Source organism: Pseudomonas sp. UBA4617 (assembly GCF_002386445.1).
Taxonomy (GTDB): Bacteria; Pseudomonadota; Gammaproteobacteria; order Pseudomonadales; family Pseudomonadaceae; genus Aquipseudomonas.
Genome location: NZ_DGIR01000020.1, coordinates 1 through 17,064, shown reverse-complemented (window position 1 = coordinate 17,064; position 17,064 = coordinate 1). Strand labels below are relative to the sequence as shown.

Here is a 17,064-nt window from a genome sequence, read left to right as displayed (position 1 = left end):
CGCGATGTGCCAAAGCCCCACGGAGCGATCCCTGGGGCTTTTTGCATTTCTTTGCCGGCGGCGGTTTTTGTTGCCCCGGGCGTAATACTGCTATACCGGGATGCGCTGTTTCTGCTCGGCGAGCGGGCGTATCATGGCTATATCGTTAGGGTGCTAATTAAATGTCGGAGGGAACGATGAATAGCCGGGTCGATGTAGCCGTGATGATTGGCTCGGGTGTGCCGGCCACGCTGCGGGCGCTGGGTAAACGCATCTGCTGGGTGGTGCTGGTCAATGGTGAGCGCCGCGGCACTGTCTTCGCCACGCGAGAAGAGGCGCTGCAGTGCCAGGCAGCCTGGTTGCAGCAGTTGAAGAAAGGCCTGGCCGCCTGAGCGCGTCGATTGCGCCGGGCTTGGTAGAGAGCAGGGCAGGCTGTTTGAATGGCAAGAAATGCGCTTTGCCTCTCGACGGATTTCGGTGTTTTCGTGCATATTCTGCCCTCAGTAATGCACTGATGGATTGCCGGGCCCGTTCTCACGGGCGTTCCGGCATTACCTGTCGCACCTTTCTGGCGGGGGTGCTGTCAGACATTACACTTCCCGGATCGGGAATATGCCGAAAGCCTGTATTGAGGGCAGATCTGGCAAGCCAGAGTAAAGAATCCCGCACGCCGAATCGCCGGTGGGCGCAGACGCTTCGTATATCGCTTCATTACTCTTTTCGCTTATCGACAAGAAATGGCCGTGTTTCACCGAGCTTGGGTGAGCGCGGGATGTAACCGGTTGAGGATTACTTCATTGGCAGTTAGCACTCTTGATACCCATGCGTTATTCGCCCTGGGCGACTTGCGCGGTAAATTGGCCCAGCTGTTTCAGGGCCGCTTTGTCTATGTCACCGAACAGAATCCCGAAGGCCTGTACATGGCCGAGATCGACACCGAAAGCGCATTGGTGGTCGATGACAAGCAGCGCCTCGAACTGAAAGTCGGCGACCACTTCCGCGCCGCCGTACTGCCCAGCCGGGAAGGTGGCAAACTGGAAATGCGTTTTCGCGAAATCAAGCTGAACGTCTATGGTGTGGGCGATTACGCCTTTGTCTCGGTCCCAGAAGGCGAGGGCATCGTGTTCCGCGAGGGCCACGGTGTGATGCTGGTGTTCGCCGCGCAGCAGCAAATACAGGAAGGCCTTGGCAAGTTGCTGAAGGCGGTGACCGGCAAGGTCGCCAAATGGCGCAAAGGTGAACTGACCACCTTCAAGGCCAGTGAATGATCCACAGTGACGCCACGCCCGCCACGCGTGCCGAGTTTCATCGCCAGCATCAGGCTGATGCGGTGGCCGAAGCCGAGCGTTTGCTGGCAAGGCGCGCGGAACTGCAAGGCACCTGGTTGACCTGGGTCGCAAGCGAATTGTACCGACTTGGCCCGCCGCCTTATGTGGCCATGGTCCGCCGCGAGTTGCAGCGCCTCACCCACGAGTGAGGCGACTTGTCAGTTGCCCCGATCGCGGCCGCTGCTGACTTCTTCCGGTACCGGCTCGTTGGCCGTGCGCTTGCGGAACAGCGCTGCCCGGGCCAGCAGCAGCGTGGTTACCGGCACGGTAATGGATAGCAGGACCGGAATCAGCCAGGCGTGCAGCACGGGTGCTTCCTTGAGCCAGGAAAAGTAGATGATCGAGGCCAGTGCCACGCACCAGGCGCCGATGGTCGAGGCCAGTGCTGGCGGATGCATGCGCTGGAAGTAGTCCTGCAGACGCAACAGGCCCACGGCACCGATCAGCGCGAACAGGCTGCCTAGCAGCAGCAGTACGGCGATGGCCAGCTCTACCCAAAGCGGTAGTTGCAGGGCTTCAGTCATTCGATCACCTCACCACGCAGCAGGAACTTGGCCAGGGCAAACGAGCCCACGAAGCCGAACAGGGCAATCAGCAGGGCACCTTCGAAGTAGGTGTCACTGGCATAACGGATGCCCAGCACCAGCATGGTCAGCATGGCCAGGATGTACAGGTAGTCCAGCGCCAGTACCCGGTCCTGCGCGGAGGGGCCGCGGAACAGCCGGATCAGCGCCAGGGCCATGGCCAGGGCGAAGATGAACAGGCTGGCGAGGACAGCATTGGCGAGCAGGCCTGTCATTGGAAGATCTCCATCAGCGGGCGTTCGTAGGTGTCCTTGAAATGCCGGATGAAGGCCGCCTCGTCATCCAGGTCGAACACATGCAGCAGCAGCACGCTGCGGTCCAGTGCCAGCTCGGACCAAACCGTGCCGGGCACCACCGTGGTGATCATCGACAGCGCCGCCAGGCCATGCGCATCGCGCAGGCTCAGCGGGATGTGCACGAACGCCGAGCGTGGCGGCTGCTTGCCGGCACGCAGCACGCCGCGCGCCACCAGCAGGTTGGACAGGATCACGTCGATGCCGACCCGGCCGACCAGCCGGGCAACGGCCAGCGGCCGCCGCACGTGGGCATGCTGCGGGCGCAGCGGTGCCATCAGCAGCGGTGCCAGCACGCCGAGCACGGCACCCAGCAGCAGGTTGCCGGGGCTGAGCGAAAGGTTCAGCAACAGCCACAGCGCGAACAGCGACACCGATAACAGCGGGGCGGGGAACAGTCGGTTCATGGCTGCACCTGTACGTCGAGCGAGGTGGGGCCGGGGACCGGCCGGGCTGCCATTACTGCCTGGATGTAGAGCTCGGGAGCCTGCAGGCTGGCAGCGGTGTCCTGGGTATAGCGCAGTAGCGGTTCGGCCCTGAGACTGAGGATGATGCACAGGCCGAGCAGGATGACGATGGGCAGGCATTCATAGCGGCGCAGTAGCGGCGATGGGCGCTCCTCGGGCTTCCAGAAACGCTGGATGCCGACGCGGCCGAAGGCGATCAGCGAGGCCATGCCTGACAGGATAAGCAAGGTCACAAGGCCCCAGCCCGACGCCCCCAGGGGGTGCCCGGGTGGCACACCCAGGCCTTGGGGGTTGATCAGTGCGCTGATCAGGTTGAGCTTGCCGATGAAGCCTGACAGCGGTGGCATGCCGATGATCAGCAGGGCACAGGCGATGAAGCTGAGGCCGAGGAACGCCATGGTCCATGGGATGATCTGGCCGATCACCACCTTCTGCTCGTCGTCGAGGTTGATGCCCTTGGGAGGGTGCAGTGATTCCAGCGGCGGCGGCATGGCGTCTTCCTCTTCCTCCAGCGGTGCCTCATTGGCTGAGCGCGAGCGTTCCACCAGCTCGGCGAGCAGAAACAGCGCGCATAGCGCCAAGGTAGAGTTGACCAGGTAGAACAACGCTGCACCGGTCAGCGCCGACTGGGCGAAGCCGACGGCAGCGAGCAGGGTGCCGGCCGAGACCAGGATGCTGAGGGCGGCCATGCGCTCCAGGCGCTGCGCGGCCAGGATCGACACCGCCGCTACCGCCAGGGTGACCAGGCCACCGGCTACCAGCCATTCGCCACCGAAGTGCGCCGAAGCCCCGGCCTGCCCTGAGAACAGCAGGGTCCACAGGCGCAACACTGCATACAGACCGACCTTGGTCATGATCGCGAATAGCGCCGCCACTGGCGCACTGGCAGAGGCATAGGCCGGTACCAGCCAGAAGTTCAATGGCCAGATGCCGGCCTTGGCCAGGAAGGCGATGGCCAGGATGGCCGCACCGGCATGCAGCAAGCCACGATCGGCCTCCGGCACCAGCGGGATTTTCACCGCCAGGTCTGCCAGGTTCAGGGTGCCGGTCACGCCATACAGCATCGCCGCGCCGACCAGGAACAGTGACGAGGCAAACAGGTTGATGGCGATGTAGTGCAAGCCGGCGCGCACCCGGGCACGGCCAGAGCCGTGCAGCAGCAAGCCATAGGAAGCGGCCAGCAGCACCTCGAAAAATACGAACAGGTTGAACAGGTCGGCGGTGAGGAAGGCGCCGTACAGGCCCATCAGCTGGATCTGGAACAGCGCATGAAAGCTGGCCCCGGCACCATCCCAGCGGGCCCGGGCAAACAGCAGGGCACTGAAACCGATGGTGCCGGTGAGTACCAGCAGCAGCGCCGACAGGTGGTCGACCACCAGTACGATGCCGAACGGCGCCGGCCAGTTGCCCGGCAGGTACGCGCCGATCGATTCTGCCTGGCCCTGAATGCGCACCCACAACAGCAGGCTGACCGCGATGGCCAGGCCGGTAAAGGTCGACAGCAGGTTCAGCCCGGCCTTGAGCTGCCGGTGTTTCTCGCCCAGCAGCAACATCACCGCTGCGGTTACCAGCGGCAGCAGGATGGGCGCGATGATCAGTTGGCTCATGCCGCTCATTCGTCACGCTCCCGGCCATCGACGTGGTCGGTACCGGTCAGGCCGCGCGAGGCCAGCAACACCACCAGGAACAGCGCGGTCATGGCGAAACTGATGACGATGGCGGTGAGCACCAGCGCCTGCGGCAGCGGGTCGGTGTAGTGCAGCAGGTCCTGGGGCAGGCCGTTCTTGATGATCGGTTCCTTGCCGATGAACAGGCTGCCCATGCTGAAGATGAACAGGTTGACGCCATACGACAGCAGGCACAGGCCCATGATCACCTGGTAGGTGCGGGGGCGCAGGATCAGCCACACCCCCGAGGCGGCCAGGACGCCGATGGCGATTGCAATCACTTCTTCCATCAGGCGGCTCCTGCTTGGCTGGTTTTCGCCGGGTTGCCCGGGCGGTAGGCGCGCACCGACTGGTGCGCCAGGGCGGTGAGGATCAGCAGGGTCGAGCCGACCACCACGGTGAACACGCCGACATCGAAGAACAGCGCGCTGGCCACGTGCACATCACCGAGCAACGGCAGGTGCAAGTGGGCGGTATGGGTGGTGAGGAACGGGTAGCCGAACAGCATGGCGCCCACCCCCGTCAAGGTTGCACACAGCAGCCCGGTACCCATCCAGCGCAACGGCCGCAAGCTCATCTGCGCCTCGACCCACTGGGTACCGGCGACCATGTACTGCAGGATGAACGCCACCGACATCACCAGGCCGGCGACGAAGCCGCCTCCGGGCTGGTTGTGGCCGCGCATGAACAGGTACATCGATACCAGCAGGGCGATCGGCAGCAGCAGGCGCACCAGCACTGCGGGCACCATCATGAAGCCCAGCGCGGTGTCGGTGGCATGCCGCGGGTTGATCAGGTCGGTGACCACGTCGGGTGCCAGCTGGCGCTGCTGCGATGGCAGCTGCATGCTTTCCTTCGGCGGGCGGAAGCGCCGCAGCAGGGCGAACACGGTCAGCGCAACGGCCACCAGCACAGTGATTTCACCGAGGGTATCGAAACCACGGAAGTCGACCAGCATGACGTTGACCACGTTGGTGCCTCCGCCCTGGGGCAGCGCACGGCTGAGGTAGAACGAGGAAATGTCGTTGGGCGTTGGCCGGGTCAACATGGCGTAGGACAGCACCGCCATGCCGCCGCCTACCAGCACCGCCAGCAGCAGGTCGCGCAGGCGGCGCATGCGCGCGCGGTCCAGGCTGCCCGGCAGCGGCGACACACCTTCGATCCGCCGTGGCAGCCAGCGCAGGCCGAGCAGGATCAGCACGGTAGTGACCACTTCCACCACCAACTGGGTCAGCGCCAGATCGGGCGCCGAAAACCAGACGAAGGTGATGCAGGTCATGAGCCCGCAGACACTGACCATGGTCAGTGCCGCCAGGCGGTGGTACTTGGCCTGGTAAGCGGCACCGATGGCGCAGGCGATGGCAATCAGCCACAGCGCGACGAACACGCCCGAACCGGGAATCTTCGGTCGTTCACCCCAGCTCAGGCCACTGTAGAGCATGGGGATGAGGCCAGCGAAGAAGGCGGTGAGCACCAGCATGAACAATTGCGACTGCAGGCGGCGGGTGGTGAGCAGGCGTTCGATGCGCCGCGCCAGCAGCATCAGTTGCACTTGGCCTTGCTCGAACAGGCGCTTGCCGTTGAAGCGCTCTATCAGCGGCGGGTACGGGAAACGGCCCAGGCGCAGTTGTTTGCGCAGTACCAGGTACAGCGCGCTACCGCCAGCCATGGCCACCAGGCTCATGATCAGTGGCGCGTTCCAGCCGTGCCAGACGGCCAGGCTGTATTCCGGCAGGGTGCCGCCCACCACCGGTAGCGCGGCAGTGGCCAGTAGCGGGCCGACCGACTGGGCCGGGAAGATGCCCACCACCAGGCAGGTGAGCACCAGCAACTCGACCGGCGCGCGCATCCAGCGTGGCGGTTCGTGCGGGGTATGCGGCAGGTCCGTGGCGCTGGGGCCGAAGAACACGTCGACGGTGAAGCGTAGTGCGTAGGCCACGCTGAAGGTCGCGGCCAGGGTGGCGATCAGCGGCAGGGTGGCCTCGACCCAGGCGGTGGAACTGATGAATACCGTTTCGGCGAAGAACATTTCCTTGGACAGGAAGCCATTCATCAACGGCACGCCGGCCATCGAGGCGCTGGCCACCATCGCCAGGGTGGCGGTGTACGGCACCAGGCGGACCAGGCCGCTCAGGCGGCGGATGTCCCGGGTGCCGCTTTCATGGTCGATGATGCCAGCGGCCATGAACAGCGAAGCCTTGAAGGTGGCATGGTTGAGAATGTGAAACACGGCGGCAACGGCGGCCAGCGAGCTGTTGAGGCCCAGCAGCAGGGTAATCAGGCCCAGGTGGCTGATGGTCGAATAGGCCAGCAGGCCCTTGAGGTCGTTCTGGAACATGGCGGCAAAGGCGCCGAGCAGCAGGGTGAGTGCGCCTGCGCCGCCGACGATCCAGAACCACTCTTCACTGCCCGACAGCACCGGCCACAGGCGCGCCAGCAGGAACACGCCGGCCTTGACCATGGTCGCCGAATGCAGATAGGCCGATACCGGGGTCGGTGCTGCCATGGCATGGGGCAGCCAGAACTGGAAGGGGAATTGTGCGCTCTTGCTCAGCGCGCCGATGAGGATCAGCGGCAGCAACACTGGGTACAGTGCATGCTGGCGGATGACGCTGCCAGCAGACAGGACCTTGTCCAGGTCGTAGCTGCCCACCACGTGGCCGAGCAGCAGGGCGCCTGCCAGCAGGCACAGGCCGCCCGCGCCCGTGACCATCAGCGCCATGTAGGCACCGCGACGGGCGTCGGCACGGTGGTGCCAGTAGCCGATCAGCAGGAAGGAGAACAGACTGGTGAGTTCCCAGAAGAACACCAACTGGATCAGGTTGCCTGAAATCACCAGGCCGAGCATGGCGCCCATGAAGGCGAGGAAAAAGGCGAAGAAGCGTGGTACCGGGTCTTGTGGCGACATGTAGTAGCGGGCATACAGCGACACCAGTGCACCGATGCCCAGCACCAGCAGCGCGAACAGCCAGGCGAAGCCGTCCATGCGCAGCACCAGGTTCAGGCCCAGGCTGGGCAGCCAGAGGAACTCTTCGCGGATCACGCCGCCGTGGGCAACCTGAGGGTATAGCAGTGCTACCTGGACCGTGCCGACCAGAGCGACGAGCCCGGTGAGAATGGACTCCGCGTTACGTGCGTTGTGCGGCAGCACGGCTGCCAGGCAACTACCAACGAATGGCAGAAGCAGTAGCACTATCAAAGACATAGCGGCCTATTCTGGAGAAGTTTGCCAGGAATCATACGTGCCAGAGGTTTGATCACCAACACACAAGGTGTCGCAGAATCCTACAAACAAGCTGTGAAGTGCTGGTTTTTTATAACACTTTCTTACAAAGCATAGCCGGTGGTTTAGAGACGGGCATGCCGTCAGCGTTCACTCTGCGCTGCCAGCGCTGTCTCGTTTTCGCCGGTGCGGCGTACCCTGAGTTCGCTGACCACAACCGCGATCACGATCAGCAGGCCGCCGAGCAGCGCCACGCCCGGCAAGCGTTCCCCGGCAATACGCCCGACGATCCCGGCCCACACAGGTTCGCCAGCATAGATCAGCGTGGCGCGGGTGGGTGATACCGATTTCTGTGCCCAGTTCATCGCCACCTGGATCACTGCGCTCATCGCACCCAGGCCCACCGCGCTGGCCAATAGCAGCCAGGAAAAATCGGGGATATGCTCCTGGGTCGGCACGATCATCAGGAATGCCAGCAGCGAGGCGGTCGCCAGTTGCACTACCGTGACCCGGCGCACGTCGACCTGGCCGGCATAGCGGCTGATCAGGATGATTTCGCCGGCGATGGCCACTGCACTGACCAGGGTCACCAGCTCGCCCTCGCTGAAGTGCAGGCTGCCACCTTCCGGCCCGGCCAACAGCATCAGGCCGGTGAACGCCAGGCCGATACCGATGCTCGGCATAAGGCCTGGACGCCGGCCCAGCACCAGCCATTGCAGTAGCGGCACGAACGGCACGTACAGCGCGGTGATGAATGCCGACTGGCTGCTGCTGATGGTCTGCAGGCCCATGGTCTGCAAGCCGTAGCCGAGCATGATCGACACGCCGATCAACATGCCGGCCTTGAGTTCGGTGAACGTCAGCCCAGGCAGTGCCCGTGCCGAGACCACGCCCACGAACAGCGCGGCGGCTGCGAAGCGCAGGCCGACGAAGAACATCGGCCCGCTGACGGACATCACGTTATGCACCAGCAGGAAGGTGCCACCCCACAGCATGGTGATGAACACCAGCACCAGCTCGGCCTTGCTCAGGCGAAAGGTCAGGGCGGGGGTCGGCTTGCTGCTGGGCTGGTTCATGGTCTTGCGCACTCGGAAAGGGCGGCGCACAATCGCCGCAAAGTGGGCAGTATACTGCGCAACCCCGACCAGTGAGCACTATAGTGCACAATGAATCTTCGCACCGGGCTTCGGTGCTGCAACATGTCAGTCTCAATGTACGCAGGCTGCGCAACGCCGCAGGGACGAGCCAGGCCGCGCTTGCCGAGCGTTCCGGGGTCAGCCGGCGCATGCTGGTGGCGATCGAGGCGGGCGAGAAAAATGTCAGCCTGACGACCCTCGACCTGATTGCCGAAGCCCTTGGTGTGGCCTTCAGCACCCTGATCCAGGCACCGGACCAGCGTGACCCGGGCCGCATTGAAGAGCTGGCCTGGGCGGGTGAGCATCCGCAGAGCAGGGCAGTGCTGCTGGGCAGCAGCCCGGCGAGGCGCGAGGTGGAGCTTTGGGAGTGGACCCTGGCACCCGGGGAGTGCTACTGCAGCGAGGCCGATGCCGAAGGCTGGAGCGAGCAGATCTATGTGGCCGAAGGGCAACTGACACTGATCATCGAAGGGGCCGAGCACTGTCTGCGGCAAGGCCAGTTTCATGTGTTTCCCAGCAATTGCCGGTATGCCTATCGCAACGACGGGGCCTTGGCGGTGCGCTTTGTGCGTAATGTTGTCATTTGAGCTTGCAGGCGTGGGAGCCGCGCAGCAGCCCCCGGCGAATCCCGAGCCGGTCAGCTCTTGAGCAGCTCATCGGTCTTCACCACCTTGGCATAGGCAAAGGCCAATGCCGCCATTGCCGCCCCATGCACGTCCGCCGCCGGCACTTGCTTGCCATCGAACTCCAGGGGCAAGGTTGCACAGGCATCGTGCGCCACGGTCACGTGGTAGCCCAGATCCGCTGCGGCACGGGTAGCGGCGTCGATGCACATGTGGCTCATGCTGCCGACGATGGTCAGGGCGTCGACACCATGCTGGTCCAGCCTATGTTGGAGGTCGGTCCCGAGGAAGGCATTGACCTTGTGCTTGAGCACCACTGGTTCACCCGCTTCGGGCCGGACCTTGGCGTGGATGGCAGCCCCCTGCGAGCGCGGTGCGAAGAACGGTGCATCGGCACTCTCGAATTCATGCCGCACGTGCACCACCAGGTCGCCCCGTTGGCGCGCCGCCGCCAGCAGGCGTGCGGCATTGTCGGCCGCCTGCTCAGCGCCATCAAGGGGCCATTTGCCGCCGGGGAAGTAGTCGTTCTGGATGTCGATGATGATCAGCGCCTGCTTGCTCATGCTGCCTCCTGTGGCAGTAGTCGTGGGATGACGTTAGTTATAGGCTGTGGCGACTGTCCTGAGGATTGGCGCAAACGACACTATGCGGGCAAAAACTGACAACGCCACCAGCCTGGATATCGGCCTGCTGCTGTACCAGGGCGCGCAGCGTGCTGCCGTGCACGGCCTGGCCGACCTGTTTCTGGTGGCCAACCGGGTAGCTGCTGAATTGGGCGGCGTCGACTTGCCGCGGCTACGTGTCAGCTTCTGGGAGGTTGACGAGACGGGGCAATTGCAGCCTGCCCCCGAGACCCCGGGCGTCGCTTTGTCCGGGCTGCGTGTGCTGATCATACCGCCGAGCCTGGAGTCGGCGCCGCAAGCCGAGCTGCTGGAGCGCCACCGCGTGCCGTTACGCGAACTGCACGGGCGTGGCACGGTGCTGGCGTCGGTGTGCATCGGCGTATTCTTCATCGCGGCCAGCGGCGTGCTCGACGGGCGCCCGGCTTGTACCCACTGGAACTACGTGCAGACGTTGGCCCAGCGCTTTCCCGAGATTCGGGTCGAGGCCCAGCAGCCGCTGCTCGATGATGGCGACCTGATCACCTCGGCCGGTTTGATGGCCTGGACCGACCTGGGTCTGCGGTTGCTGGAGCGCTTCATGGGGGCGACCTTGGCAAGGGAAACCGCCCGTTACCTGGCAGTGGAACCGGTGGCGGCGCCGCTGCCGGGGGCCGTGTTCCGTCCGCGCCTGGATCATGGCGACGAGGCGGTACTGAAAGTCCAGCACTGGCTGCAAGGCAATGGCGGGCAGGATGCCGACCTGCCCGGCATGGCGGCATGCGCGGGGCTGGAGGCCCGCACCTTCCTGCGCCGTTTTCGTGCTGCAACCGGGCTACGGCCGACCGAGTACTGCCAGCATGTGCGGGTTGGGCGGGCGTGCCGCTTGCTGGAATTCACCCGGCGCAGCGTCGATCAGATCGCCTGGGGTGTCGGTTATCAGGACCCGGGCGCGTTTCGCAAGGTGTTTCAGCGCATCACCGGCATGACACCGAGTGATTATCGCCGCCGCTTTGCGGTATCCGGTCTGGGCGAGTGCGGCGCATCCGCGGCGGAAAAACGCTTGACCTTGACCTAACTTGAGGTTTTACCCTGCCCGGCATCGCGCAGCATGCGTCCGTAGCAAGGAGACTGCTCATGATCGCAACACCCCATGCCCTGTGGTTTAGCCAGTTGATCGAATATGAGGTGCCCGGCGTCTGCCAGCAGGCATTGGCCCAGGCGCTGGTGCTGCGCAGCGAAGAGCTGGCCACCCGCTGTGAAGGGCTACAGGGGGTCAGCATCCAGGCCAGTGACGATGGCAGCCGGGTGTTGCAGTACCTGCAATGGCAGTCCCGCCAGGCGTGGGCAGCAGCAGCCGTGCATTTCGTCGAGGAGCCGTTTCTCGAACTGCTTGCCCGGCATCAGGCGCGTGGCGTCAGGTTTGCCGCCTACCAGGCCCTGCGCAGCCTGGTGCGTGGTGCCGATGGCGGTCTGCATTGCCAACTGAGTGATGCTCAGGCATACCAGGGTGCATAGTGTGGATAGCGGTCCAACCGGGCGCCGATGACCATTTCGCTGATCCAGGACGCCAGAATCGAGCTGTAGGCTTTCTGGCTCGCTTCGCTGGACAACGCATGGTCGGCACCGTCGACGATGCGGTGGGTGAGCGAATGGGCGCTGACGAATGCCGAGCGATAGCTCATCAGCGTGCTGTGCGGCACGTAGTCATCCTGCTCGGACTCCACCAGCAGCACGTCGCCAGCGAACTCGGCGCAGGCCGCCAGTGCACGGTTGTCCGCCGGGCCGAGCGGGCGCTGGCGGTAAGCGTTCAGGCGCTGCCGGTCGAGGGTCTGCTTGGGAATCTCCCATTCTTCGTCCCAATACATGGCCGGTACGCGCAGGGCCAGCCATTTGACTGGCCGCTCGCGGGTCAGCAGGGTAGCCAGGTAGCCGCCATAGCTGCTGCCGATGATGGCGATGGCGCCGCTGTCGACAGCAGGGTGGCTGACCAGGCGGTCGTAGGCCACTATCAGGTCCATGAGGTTCTGTTCGCGGGTGACGGTCAGCCGTTGGCTTTCGGTCTTCTCGTGGCCGCGCAGGTCGAAGGTCATGCACACGCAGCCCAGCCCGGTGATGTGCCGGGCACGTGCCAGGTCGCGTTGCTGGCTGCCGCCCCAACCATGCACGAAGAGAATGCCCGGCATCTTGCTGCCAGGGCTGACCAGGGTGCCGACGATGCTGTCACCTTCGACCTGCAGTTCAACGGTTTCACTCTGAATGGTCATATTCGCGAATCCGCGCAAATTTGCTGAGTTGTCCGAGTTCACTGTCGTTTCCTTGGTAGAAGAGGGTGGCGTCAGTGGGCAATTCGGGGGTACCGAATACTTCATGGGTGGAAGCTCGTACCTGTTGCAATGCCGGGTCGTTGGCAAAGGCTTGCAAGGCCAGCAGTTCGGCGCTGCTGGCGCCGCCCAGTCGCCAGGATTGCTCGAGTACGCCACTGCGCAAGTGGCCCTGGGCGGTGACGCCGCGGGCGATGTCGTAGTTGCGGCGTGAGGCGATAAAGCCCGGCAGGTGCCGCTCGGCCGCCTGCTCGTAGACCATGGCCTGGTTGATGGCCAGGCGCAGGTGATCTTCGAGTGGTAGTTGCAGCAGCGCGTCGTAGCCGCCACGTACTACCACGAGGTCGGAGCCGCCATAGACTTCGACGCCCTGGTGATCGCGGGTAAGGTGCTGGATGCCGTGGTAACTGCAGGTCTGCCCGGCGACGCGGACTTGACCGACGCTGAAGGTCTGCACCTCGCTCAGGTCTTCTTCGAGCACCAGCCCCCACAGCGCCAGCTCCTGGTCATCCATATCGGCCAGCAGTGGCTCCAGCGCATCCAGCGTAGCAATGACCTGCTGCCCGCGCCCTGCACAAGCCAGCACCGGCTTGATCCGCAATGGGCCGTCCAGCAGCAGCAGGCGTGCGGCGTTGCGAGCGTCGGCTTTGCTGAACACTGTATAGCCGCGCAACAGGGCATCGCTGGCGTGCTGGGCGAAGGCATCGGTCCAGCCCGGAGGGAAGCTGGCGCCGGCCGGCAATGGGTGCGAGATTGCCTTGGTCGCCATGTAGGGGTAGGCGACCAGGCCGCCGAACAGGTCGTGTTCGCTGCATATACCCAGATCGGACTGGCGCCTGGGGTCGACCAAGGTTTCGGTGGGCAGGTAATAGTAGCCATCGGCGGCGGTCGGCGGCTGGCTGGGCTGCACATGCGGGCAACCCAGCAGGCGAGCCAGGCCTTCGGCAAGCTTGAGATGCACGGCATGCTCGTGGTCAGGGGTGCGCACCCGGGTGTCGAGCAGCACCACGCCGCTTTTAGGGGCGCAGGCATTGGGCATGGTCATTTGCCTTATGTAATGAATGTATCTGTGTGAAGCCGCTGATTTGGCGAAGTTCAGCGGGAGTTGATCGGTGGTCCTGGCCGTGCTGTAGGAAATGTCCGGCTCGCGCAGGGCGTGGTGGGCAATGCATGCCGTGTGTCGGTCGCCGTGATTGCAGGGCTTCGATGGCTGTTCCATTATCGGCACACTGGATCAACCGTGATGTAGCCGCAGGAGAGCGCATGAACGTTCAGACCACCCTTGAGCAGAGCGTGCCGCAGCGCTTGGCGCAGATTCGCCAGGTCATGGCCGCAGAGGGCATCGATGCCTTGCTGATACCCTCGGCCGACCCCCATCTTTCCGAATACCTGCCGGCCTACTGGCAGGGGCGGCGATGGCTGTCTGGCTTTCATGGTTCGGTGGGCACGCTGGTGGTCACGGCTGGGTTTGCCGGATTATGGGTCGATAGCCGTTATTGGGAACAGGCGGAGCATGAGCTGTCAGGCACTGGCATCGAGTTGATGAAGCTGCTGCCAGGCCAGCCTGGCGCGCTGGAATGGCTGGGCGAGCACGTCGAACGCAACGGCAGCGTGGCGGTGGATGGTGCGGTCATGGCTGTGGCTTCTGCACGCCAGCTAGGCGACCGGTTGAAGCTGCGCGGGGCACGGCTGTTGACGGGCAAGGACCTGCTCGAACAGGTCTGGGACGGGCGCCCGGCGTTGCCGGGCAACCCGGTTTACCAGCACTTGCCGCCGCACGCCACGGTGAACCGGGCAGAAAAACTCAAGCAGTTGCGCCAGAGCCTGCAGGCCAAGGGCGCCGACTGGCACTTCATCGCCACCCTGGACGACATCGCCTGGCTGTTCAACCTGCGCGGCAGTGATGTGTCCTACAACCCGGTGTTCCTGGCCTTTGCCCTGATCAGCCAGCAGCAAGCCGTCCTGTTCGTTGGCCTGGACAAACTCGATGGCCATCTGCGCCAGGTGCTGGCCGCCGATGGCATCGAGGTGCGCGACTACGTCGAAGCAGGCACGGCCCTTGGTGCCCTGCAGGCCGGCAGCCGCTTGCTGGTCGACCCCGCCCGGGTCACTTGCGGCCTGTTGGACAACCTGGCCGCCGGGGTTGAATTGATCGAGGGGGTCAACCCCACCACCCTGAGCAAAGCGTGCAAAGGCGATGACGACCTGGTGCACATCCGTCAGGCGATGGAGCAGGACGGCGCAGCCTTGTGCGAATTCTTCGCCTGGTTCGAGGCTCGCCTCGGTCAGGAAGTCGTTACCGAACTCACCGTCGATGAACAGTTGCGTGCCGCGCGCGCCCGTCGTCCAGGCTTTGTTTCGTTGAGTTTCGCGACCATTGCCGCCTTCAATGGCAACGGCGCCATGCCGCATTACCGCGCCACCGAACAGTCGCACGCGGTCATCGAGGGCGATGGTCTGCTGCTGATCGACTCGGGTGGGCAATACCTGGGCGGTACCACTGACATCACCCGCATGGTGCCAGTAGGCAGCCCCAGCCTGCAGCAGAAGCAGGACTGCACGCGCGTGCTCAAGGGCATGATTGCCCTTTCGCGTGCCAGCTTCCCGCGTGGCGTGCTGTCGCCTTTGCTTGACGCCATTGCGCGGGCACCGATCTGGGCGGATCAGGTGGATTACGGCCACGGCACCGGGCATGGGGTGGGTTACTTCATGAACGTGCACGAAGGGCCGCAGGTGATTGCCTATCAGGCGGTGCCCGCACCGCAGACCGCGATGCAGCCGGGCATGATCAGCTCGATCGAGCCAGGTACTTACCGGCCGGGGCAGTGGGGCGTACGCATCGAGAACCTGGTAGTCACGCGCGAGGCCGGCAAGAGCGCGTTTGGCGAGTTCCTCAACTTCGAAACCCTGACGCTGTGCCCGATCGACACCCGTTGCCTGTTGCCAGAGCTGCTGACCAGAGAGGAATTGAGCTGGTTGAACGATTACCACGCCCAGGTGCGTGAGCGACTGGCACCGTTGCTCAAGGGCGAAGCGCTGGCCTGGCTGGAGGCGCGTACTGCGCCCATGTAAGGCAGCACAAACGAAAAGGGCAGCTTGCAAGCTGCCCTTCTGTTATTTGCAGATGACGATCATGCTGCGGCTGGTGTAACCCGCCGGGTTGATACCGAACAGATAGTCACCGGCTTCTTCGTCGCTATCGCCAGAACGGGCAATGACGCGGTAGCCACGCGTGCTGCAGGAACTTGCAGCCTTGCTGTAGCAATTGTCCCATGAGGAAGAAAGACCGGAGCAACTGATATGCAGGCCCTTCTTGCCTCTTTTGACCTCGGTCTTGGCCGTGGCAGCACATCCAGCAATGGCCAAGATGGCCAGGATGAGAAAAATACGTTTCATTCCTGTCCTTAAATGCGGAGCGGATCAGCTGTCTGGCCCCGTCGTTATCGCTTTGGTTCTTCCTGAAAATTCCCCAGCGTCCGTGTTCGGTCCAGTAGATAGCGTAAAGATGATGATTTGGTGACAGCTTAATCAGCGAGGCCGGTTGCCACAATCACTATTCCAGCCTCAAATGAAACTATTTCTCATGTCAGTCTGCGGCGACCGCCGGGCTCGGCTCCTTGCGCATGGACAATGTGGTACCGACCGACGCCGTGATGATCGCCAGAATTGCCAGCCATTGGGTGAGCGTCAGCACCTCGCCAAGAAACAGCAGGCCGGACAACGCGCCGAACGCCGGTTCGACGCTCATGAGAGTGCCGAAGGTGCGCGCCGGGATGCGCGTGAGCGCGACCATCTCCAGGCTGTAGGGCAGGGCAGTGGACAGCACCGCAACGCCCAGGGCCATGGGGATCACCGCGGGCGTGAGCAAGGTGCTGCCAGCGTGGGCGATACCGATGGGGGCGACGAACAGGGCAGCCACCACCACCCCGAGTGCCGCGCTCTGGATACCGTGCTCGGCGCCGGCCCGTTGCCCGAACAGGATGTACAGGGCCCAGCACGCACCGGCGCCCAGGGCATAGGCTGCGCCGATCGGGTCGAGGGCCTGCCCGCCATCGCCGGCCGGCAGCAAAAGCAGCAGGCCTACGATGGCCAGGGCGATCCACAGGAAATCGACTGGCCGACGCGAGGAGAAGATCGCTACCGCCAGCGGCCCGGTGAATTCCAGTGCCACGGCGATGCCGATCGGTACCGTGCGCAGGGCCATATAGAAGAGAAAGTTCATGCCACCCAGCGCCATGCCATAGATAATCACGTTGCGCAGGGTGTTGCCTGTCATGCGGACGCGCCACGGGCGCAGTATCAGCAGCATGATGATGCTGGCGAAGATCAGGCGCAGGGTGGTCGTGCCTTGCGCGCCGACGATGGGAAACATGCTTTTGGCCAGGGAGGCACCGGACTGTATCGAGGCCATGGCGATGAGCAGCAGGCCGATCGGGAAGAGAGTAGCGGCCAGGCTGCGAGGTTGGGTGTTCATTTCTGTGCGGCGATCCTTGGCAGGTTGAAGTGAGCACTATAGTGCGCAATTGATCTGGAAGGGAACAGACAGCAGGGGCCGCACAGGGTGGGGGGCGGACAGCGGCTGGCCCTGTCGCGGTCGATTTTCAGAAACACTCCAGGTCTTTGAAATTAAAGGTTGACCGCTTCGGATATCGCCCTATAATCCGCCCCACTCCAACGCGGTAGCGAAGCGAAGCAAGCCATCACGTTGAGTCAAGTGTTTGAAGCTAAACGAGTTTCTCGCGAAAAACTTCAAAATAAACGCTTGACAAGCAATGAGGAAAGCGTAGAATGCGCGCCTCGGTTGAGACGAAACGCTCTTGGCCAAACGCTCTTTAACAAAT

General features: G+C 63.6%; 20 protein-coding genes. 7 read left to right on the top strand and 13 right to left on the bottom strand.

Features of this window, described 5'->3' with window-relative positions; genetic code table 11:
- Positions 1–176 precede the first annotated feature (176 nt).
- From B4L76_RS07820 to B4L76_RS07810, 3 genes are all read left to right on the top strand, one after another.
- Entirely contained in the window at positions 177–371 is a 195-nt protein-coding gene (locus tag B4L76_RS07820; RefSeq protein WP_296231664.1) for a hypothetical protein, read from the top strand.
- Between the two features lie 405 nt (positions 372–776).
- On the top strand, positions 777–1,247 hold the full coding sequence (locus tag B4L76_RS07815; protein ID WP_170029162.1) for a hypothetical protein: 471 nt from the start codon (positions 777–779) through the stop codon (positions 1,245–1,247).
- Complete coding sequence (locus B4L76_RS07810) at positions 1,244–1,456, top strand: hypothetical protein (protein ID WP_296231663.1); 213 nt, start codon at positions 1,244–1,246, stop codon at positions 1,454–1,456. Before B4L76_RS07815 ends, B4L76_RS07810 begins: the two co-directional genes overlap by 4 nt.
- Positions 1,457–1,465: 9 nt before the next feature.
- Here the strand turns inward: B4L76_RS07810 and B4L76_RS07805 are convergent, their stop codons facing one another.
- From B4L76_RS07805 to B4L76_RS07775, 7 genes are all read right to left on the bottom strand, one after another.
- The gene (locus B4L76_RS07805; RefSeq protein ID WP_296231662.1) at positions 1,466–1,831 is read right to left on the bottom strand and encodes a Na+/H+ antiporter subunit G; all 366 of its coding nucleotides are present in this window, start codon (positions 1,829–1,831) and stop codon (positions 1,466–1,468) included.
- The gene (locus B4L76_RS07800; protein WP_003259015.1) at positions 1,828–2,106 is read right to left on the bottom strand and encodes a K+/H+ antiporter subunit F; all 279 of its coding nucleotides are present in this window, start codon (positions 2,104–2,106) and stop codon (positions 1,828–1,830) included. Before B4L76_RS07800 ends, B4L76_RS07805 begins: the two co-directional genes overlap by 4 nt.
- Positions 2,103–2,591 carry a Na+/H+ antiporter subunit E gene (locus tag B4L76_RS07795; RefSeq protein WP_296231661.1) on the bottom strand — a complete coding sequence of 163 codons (489 nt, stop codon included), beginning with the start codon at positions 2,589–2,591 and terminating at the stop codon, positions 2,103–2,105. Before B4L76_RS07795 ends, B4L76_RS07800 begins: the two co-directional genes overlap by 4 nt.
- On the bottom strand, positions 2,588–4,267 hold the full coding sequence (locus tag B4L76_RS07790) for a monovalent cation/H+ antiporter subunit D (protein WP_296231659.1): 1,680 nt from the start codon (positions 4,265–4,267) through the stop codon (positions 2,588–2,590). The genes B4L76_RS07795 and B4L76_RS07790 overlap by 4 nt, the downstream gene beginning before the upstream one ends.
- The gene (locus B4L76_RS07785; RefSeq protein ID WP_296231657.1) at positions 4,264–4,608 is read right to left on the bottom strand and encodes a Na+/H+ antiporter subunit C; all 345 of its coding nucleotides are present in this window, start codon (positions 4,606–4,608) and stop codon (positions 4,264–4,266) included. Before B4L76_RS07785 ends, B4L76_RS07790 begins: the two co-directional genes overlap by 4 nt.
- Entirely contained in the window at positions 4,608–7,523 is a 2,916-nt protein-coding gene (locus B4L76_RS07780) for a monovalent cation/H+ antiporter subunit A (RefSeq protein ID WP_296231655.1), read from the bottom strand. The genes B4L76_RS07785 and B4L76_RS07780 overlap by 1 nt, the downstream gene beginning before the upstream one ends.
- A gap of 161 nt (positions 7,524–7,684) precedes the next feature.
- The gene (locus B4L76_RS07775) at positions 7,685–8,617 is read right to left on the bottom strand and encodes a DMT family transporter (protein ID WP_296231654.1); all 933 of its coding nucleotides are present in this window, start codon (positions 8,615–8,617) and stop codon (positions 7,685–7,687) included.
- An 83-nt stretch (positions 8,618–8,700) separates the two neighbouring features.
- On the opposite strand from B4L76_RS07775, the gene B4L76_RS07770 reads away from it, so the two are divergent.
- Positions 8,701–9,264, top strand: a complete 564-nt coding sequence (locus B4L76_RS07770; protein ID WP_296231653.1) for a helix-turn-helix domain-containing protein — start codon at positions 8,701–8,703, stop codon at positions 9,262–9,264.
- Positions 9,265–9,314: 50 nt separating this feature from the next.
- Here B4L76_RS07770 and B4L76_RS07765 read toward each other — a convergent pair whose 3' ends face one another.
- Entirely contained in the window at positions 9,315–9,863 is a 549-nt protein-coding gene (locus tag B4L76_RS07765) for a cysteine hydrolase family protein (RefSeq protein WP_296231652.1), read from the bottom strand.
- Positions 9,864–9,945: 82 nt separating this feature from the next.
- On the opposite strand from B4L76_RS07765, the gene B4L76_RS07760 reads away from it, so the two are divergent.
- A complete protein-coding gene (locus tag B4L76_RS07760; protein ID WP_296231651.1) occupies positions 9,946–10,977 on the top strand; it encodes a GlxA family transcriptional regulator in 1,032 nt (343 codons plus the stop codon).
- Between the two features lie 59 nt (positions 10,978–11,036).
- Positions 11,037–11,417 (top strand): antibiotic biosynthesis monooxygenase, encoded by a 381-nt coding sequence (locus B4L76_RS07755; RefSeq protein WP_296231650.1) that lies wholly within the window; start codon positions 11,037–11,039, stop codon positions 11,415–11,417.
- On the opposite strand, the gene B4L76_RS07750 is transcribed toward B4L76_RS07755, so the two are convergent.
- Positions 11,396–12,166, bottom strand: a complete 771-nt coding sequence (locus tag B4L76_RS07750) for an alpha/beta hydrolase family protein (RefSeq protein WP_296231649.1) — start codon at positions 12,164–12,166, stop codon at positions 11,396–11,398. The two genes, B4L76_RS07755 and B4L76_RS07750, sit on opposite strands and share 22 nt — an antisense overlap.
- On the bottom strand, positions 12,150–13,268 hold the full coding sequence (locus B4L76_RS07745; protein ID WP_296231648.1) for a DUF3182 family protein: 1,119 nt from the start codon (positions 13,266–13,268) through the stop codon (positions 12,150–12,152). The genes B4L76_RS07750 and B4L76_RS07745 overlap by 17 nt, the downstream gene beginning before the upstream one ends.
- Positions 13,269–13,486: 218 nt before the next feature.
- Here B4L76_RS07745 and B4L76_RS07740 point away from each other — a divergent pair, with 218 nt between their 5' ends.
- Positions 13,487–15,295 (top strand): aminopeptidase P family protein, encoded by a 1,809-nt coding sequence (locus tag B4L76_RS07740; RefSeq protein WP_296231647.1) that lies wholly within the window; start codon positions 13,487–13,489, stop codon positions 15,293–15,295.
- 42 nt (positions 15,296–15,337) lie between these two features.
- Here B4L76_RS07740 and B4L76_RS07735 read toward each other — a convergent pair whose 3' ends face one another.
- The 3 genes from B4L76_RS07735 to B4L76_RS07725 form a co-directional block, all read right to left on the bottom strand.
- Entirely contained in the window at positions 15,338–15,619 is a 282-nt protein-coding gene (locus B4L76_RS07735) for a hypothetical protein (RefSeq protein ID WP_296231646.1), read from the bottom strand.
- 190 nt (positions 15,620–15,809) lie between these two features.
- Complete coding sequence (gene rhtA, locus B4L76_RS07730) at positions 15,810–16,697, bottom strand: threonine/homoserine exporter RhtA (RefSeq protein WP_296231645.1); 888 nt, start codon at positions 16,695–16,697, stop codon at positions 15,810–15,812.
- A 180-nt stretch (positions 16,698–16,877) separates the two neighbouring features.
- Positions 16,878–17,064, bottom strand: a 187-nt coding sequence (locus tag B4L76_RS07725; RefSeq protein ID WP_296231644.1) for a hypothetical protein, incomplete at its 5' end; no start/stop codon positions are given.

Excerpts from the sequence above, each read along its gene's own strand:
- B4L76_RS07820 (WP_296231664.1), top strand. The coding sequence starts at position 177 with ATGAATAGCCGGGTCGATGTAGCCGTGATGATTGGCTCGGGTGTGCCG.
- B4L76_RS07810 (WP_296231663.1), top strand. The coding sequence starts at position 1,244 with ATGATCCACAGTGACGCCACGCCCGCCACGCGTGCCGAGTTTCATCGC.
- B4L76_RS07805 (WP_296231662.1), bottom strand. The coding sequence starts at position 1,831 with ATGACTGAAGCCCTGCAACTACCGCTTTGGGTAGAGCTGGCCATCGCC.
- B4L76_RS07800 (WP_003259015.1), bottom strand. The coding sequence starts at position 2,106 with ATGACAGGCCTGCTCGCCAATGCTGTCCTCGCCAGCCTGTTCATCTTC.
- B4L76_RS07795 (WP_296231661.1), bottom strand. The coding sequence starts at position 2,591 with ATGAACCGACTGTTCCCCGCCCCGCTGTTATCGGTGTCGCTGTTCGCG.
- B4L76_RS07790 (WP_296231659.1), bottom strand. The coding sequence starts at position 4,267 with ATGAGCGGCATGAGCCAACTGATCATCGCGCCCATCCTGCTGCCGCTG.
- B4L76_RS07785 (WP_296231657.1), bottom strand. The coding sequence starts at position 4,608 with ATGGAAGAAGTGATTGCAATCGCCATCGGCGTCCTGGCCGCCTCGGGG.
- B4L76_RS07780 (WP_296231655.1), bottom strand. The coding sequence starts at position 7,523 with ATGTCTTTGATAGTGCTACTGCTTCTGCCATTCGTTGGTAGTTGCCTG.
- B4L76_RS07775 (WP_296231654.1), bottom strand. The coding sequence starts at position 8,617 with ATGAACCAGCCCAGCAGCAAGCCGACCCCCGCCCTGACCTTTCGCCTG.
- B4L76_RS07765 (WP_296231652.1), bottom strand. The coding sequence starts at position 9,863 with ATGAGCAAGCAGGCGCTGATCATCATCGACATCCAGAACGACTACTTC.
- B4L76_RS07760 (WP_296231651.1), top strand. The coding sequence starts at position 9,946 with ATGCGGGCAAAAACTGACAACGCCACCAGCCTGGATATCGGCCTGCTG.
- B4L76_RS07755 (WP_296231650.1), top strand. The coding sequence starts at position 11,037 with ATGATCGCAACACCCCATGCCCTGTGGTTTAGCCAGTTGATCGAATAT.
- B4L76_RS07750 (WP_296231649.1), bottom strand. The coding sequence starts at position 12,166 with ATGACCATTCAGAGTGAAACCGTTGAACTGCAGGTCGAAGGTGACAGC.
- B4L76_RS07745 (WP_296231648.1), bottom strand. The coding sequence starts at position 13,268 with ATGACCATGCCCAATGCCTGCGCCCCTAAAAGCGGCGTGGTGCTGCTC.
- B4L76_RS07740 (WP_296231647.1), top strand. The coding sequence starts at position 13,487 with ATGAACGTTCAGACCACCCTTGAGCAGAGCGTGCCGCAGCGCTTGGCG.
- B4L76_RS07735 (WP_296231646.1), bottom strand. The coding sequence starts at position 15,619 with ATGAAACGTATTTTTCTCATCCTGGCCATCTTGGCCATTGCTGGATGT.
- rhtA (WP_296231645.1), bottom strand. The coding sequence starts at position 16,697 with ATGAACACCCAACCTCGCAGCCTGGCCGCTACTCTCTTCCCGATCGGC.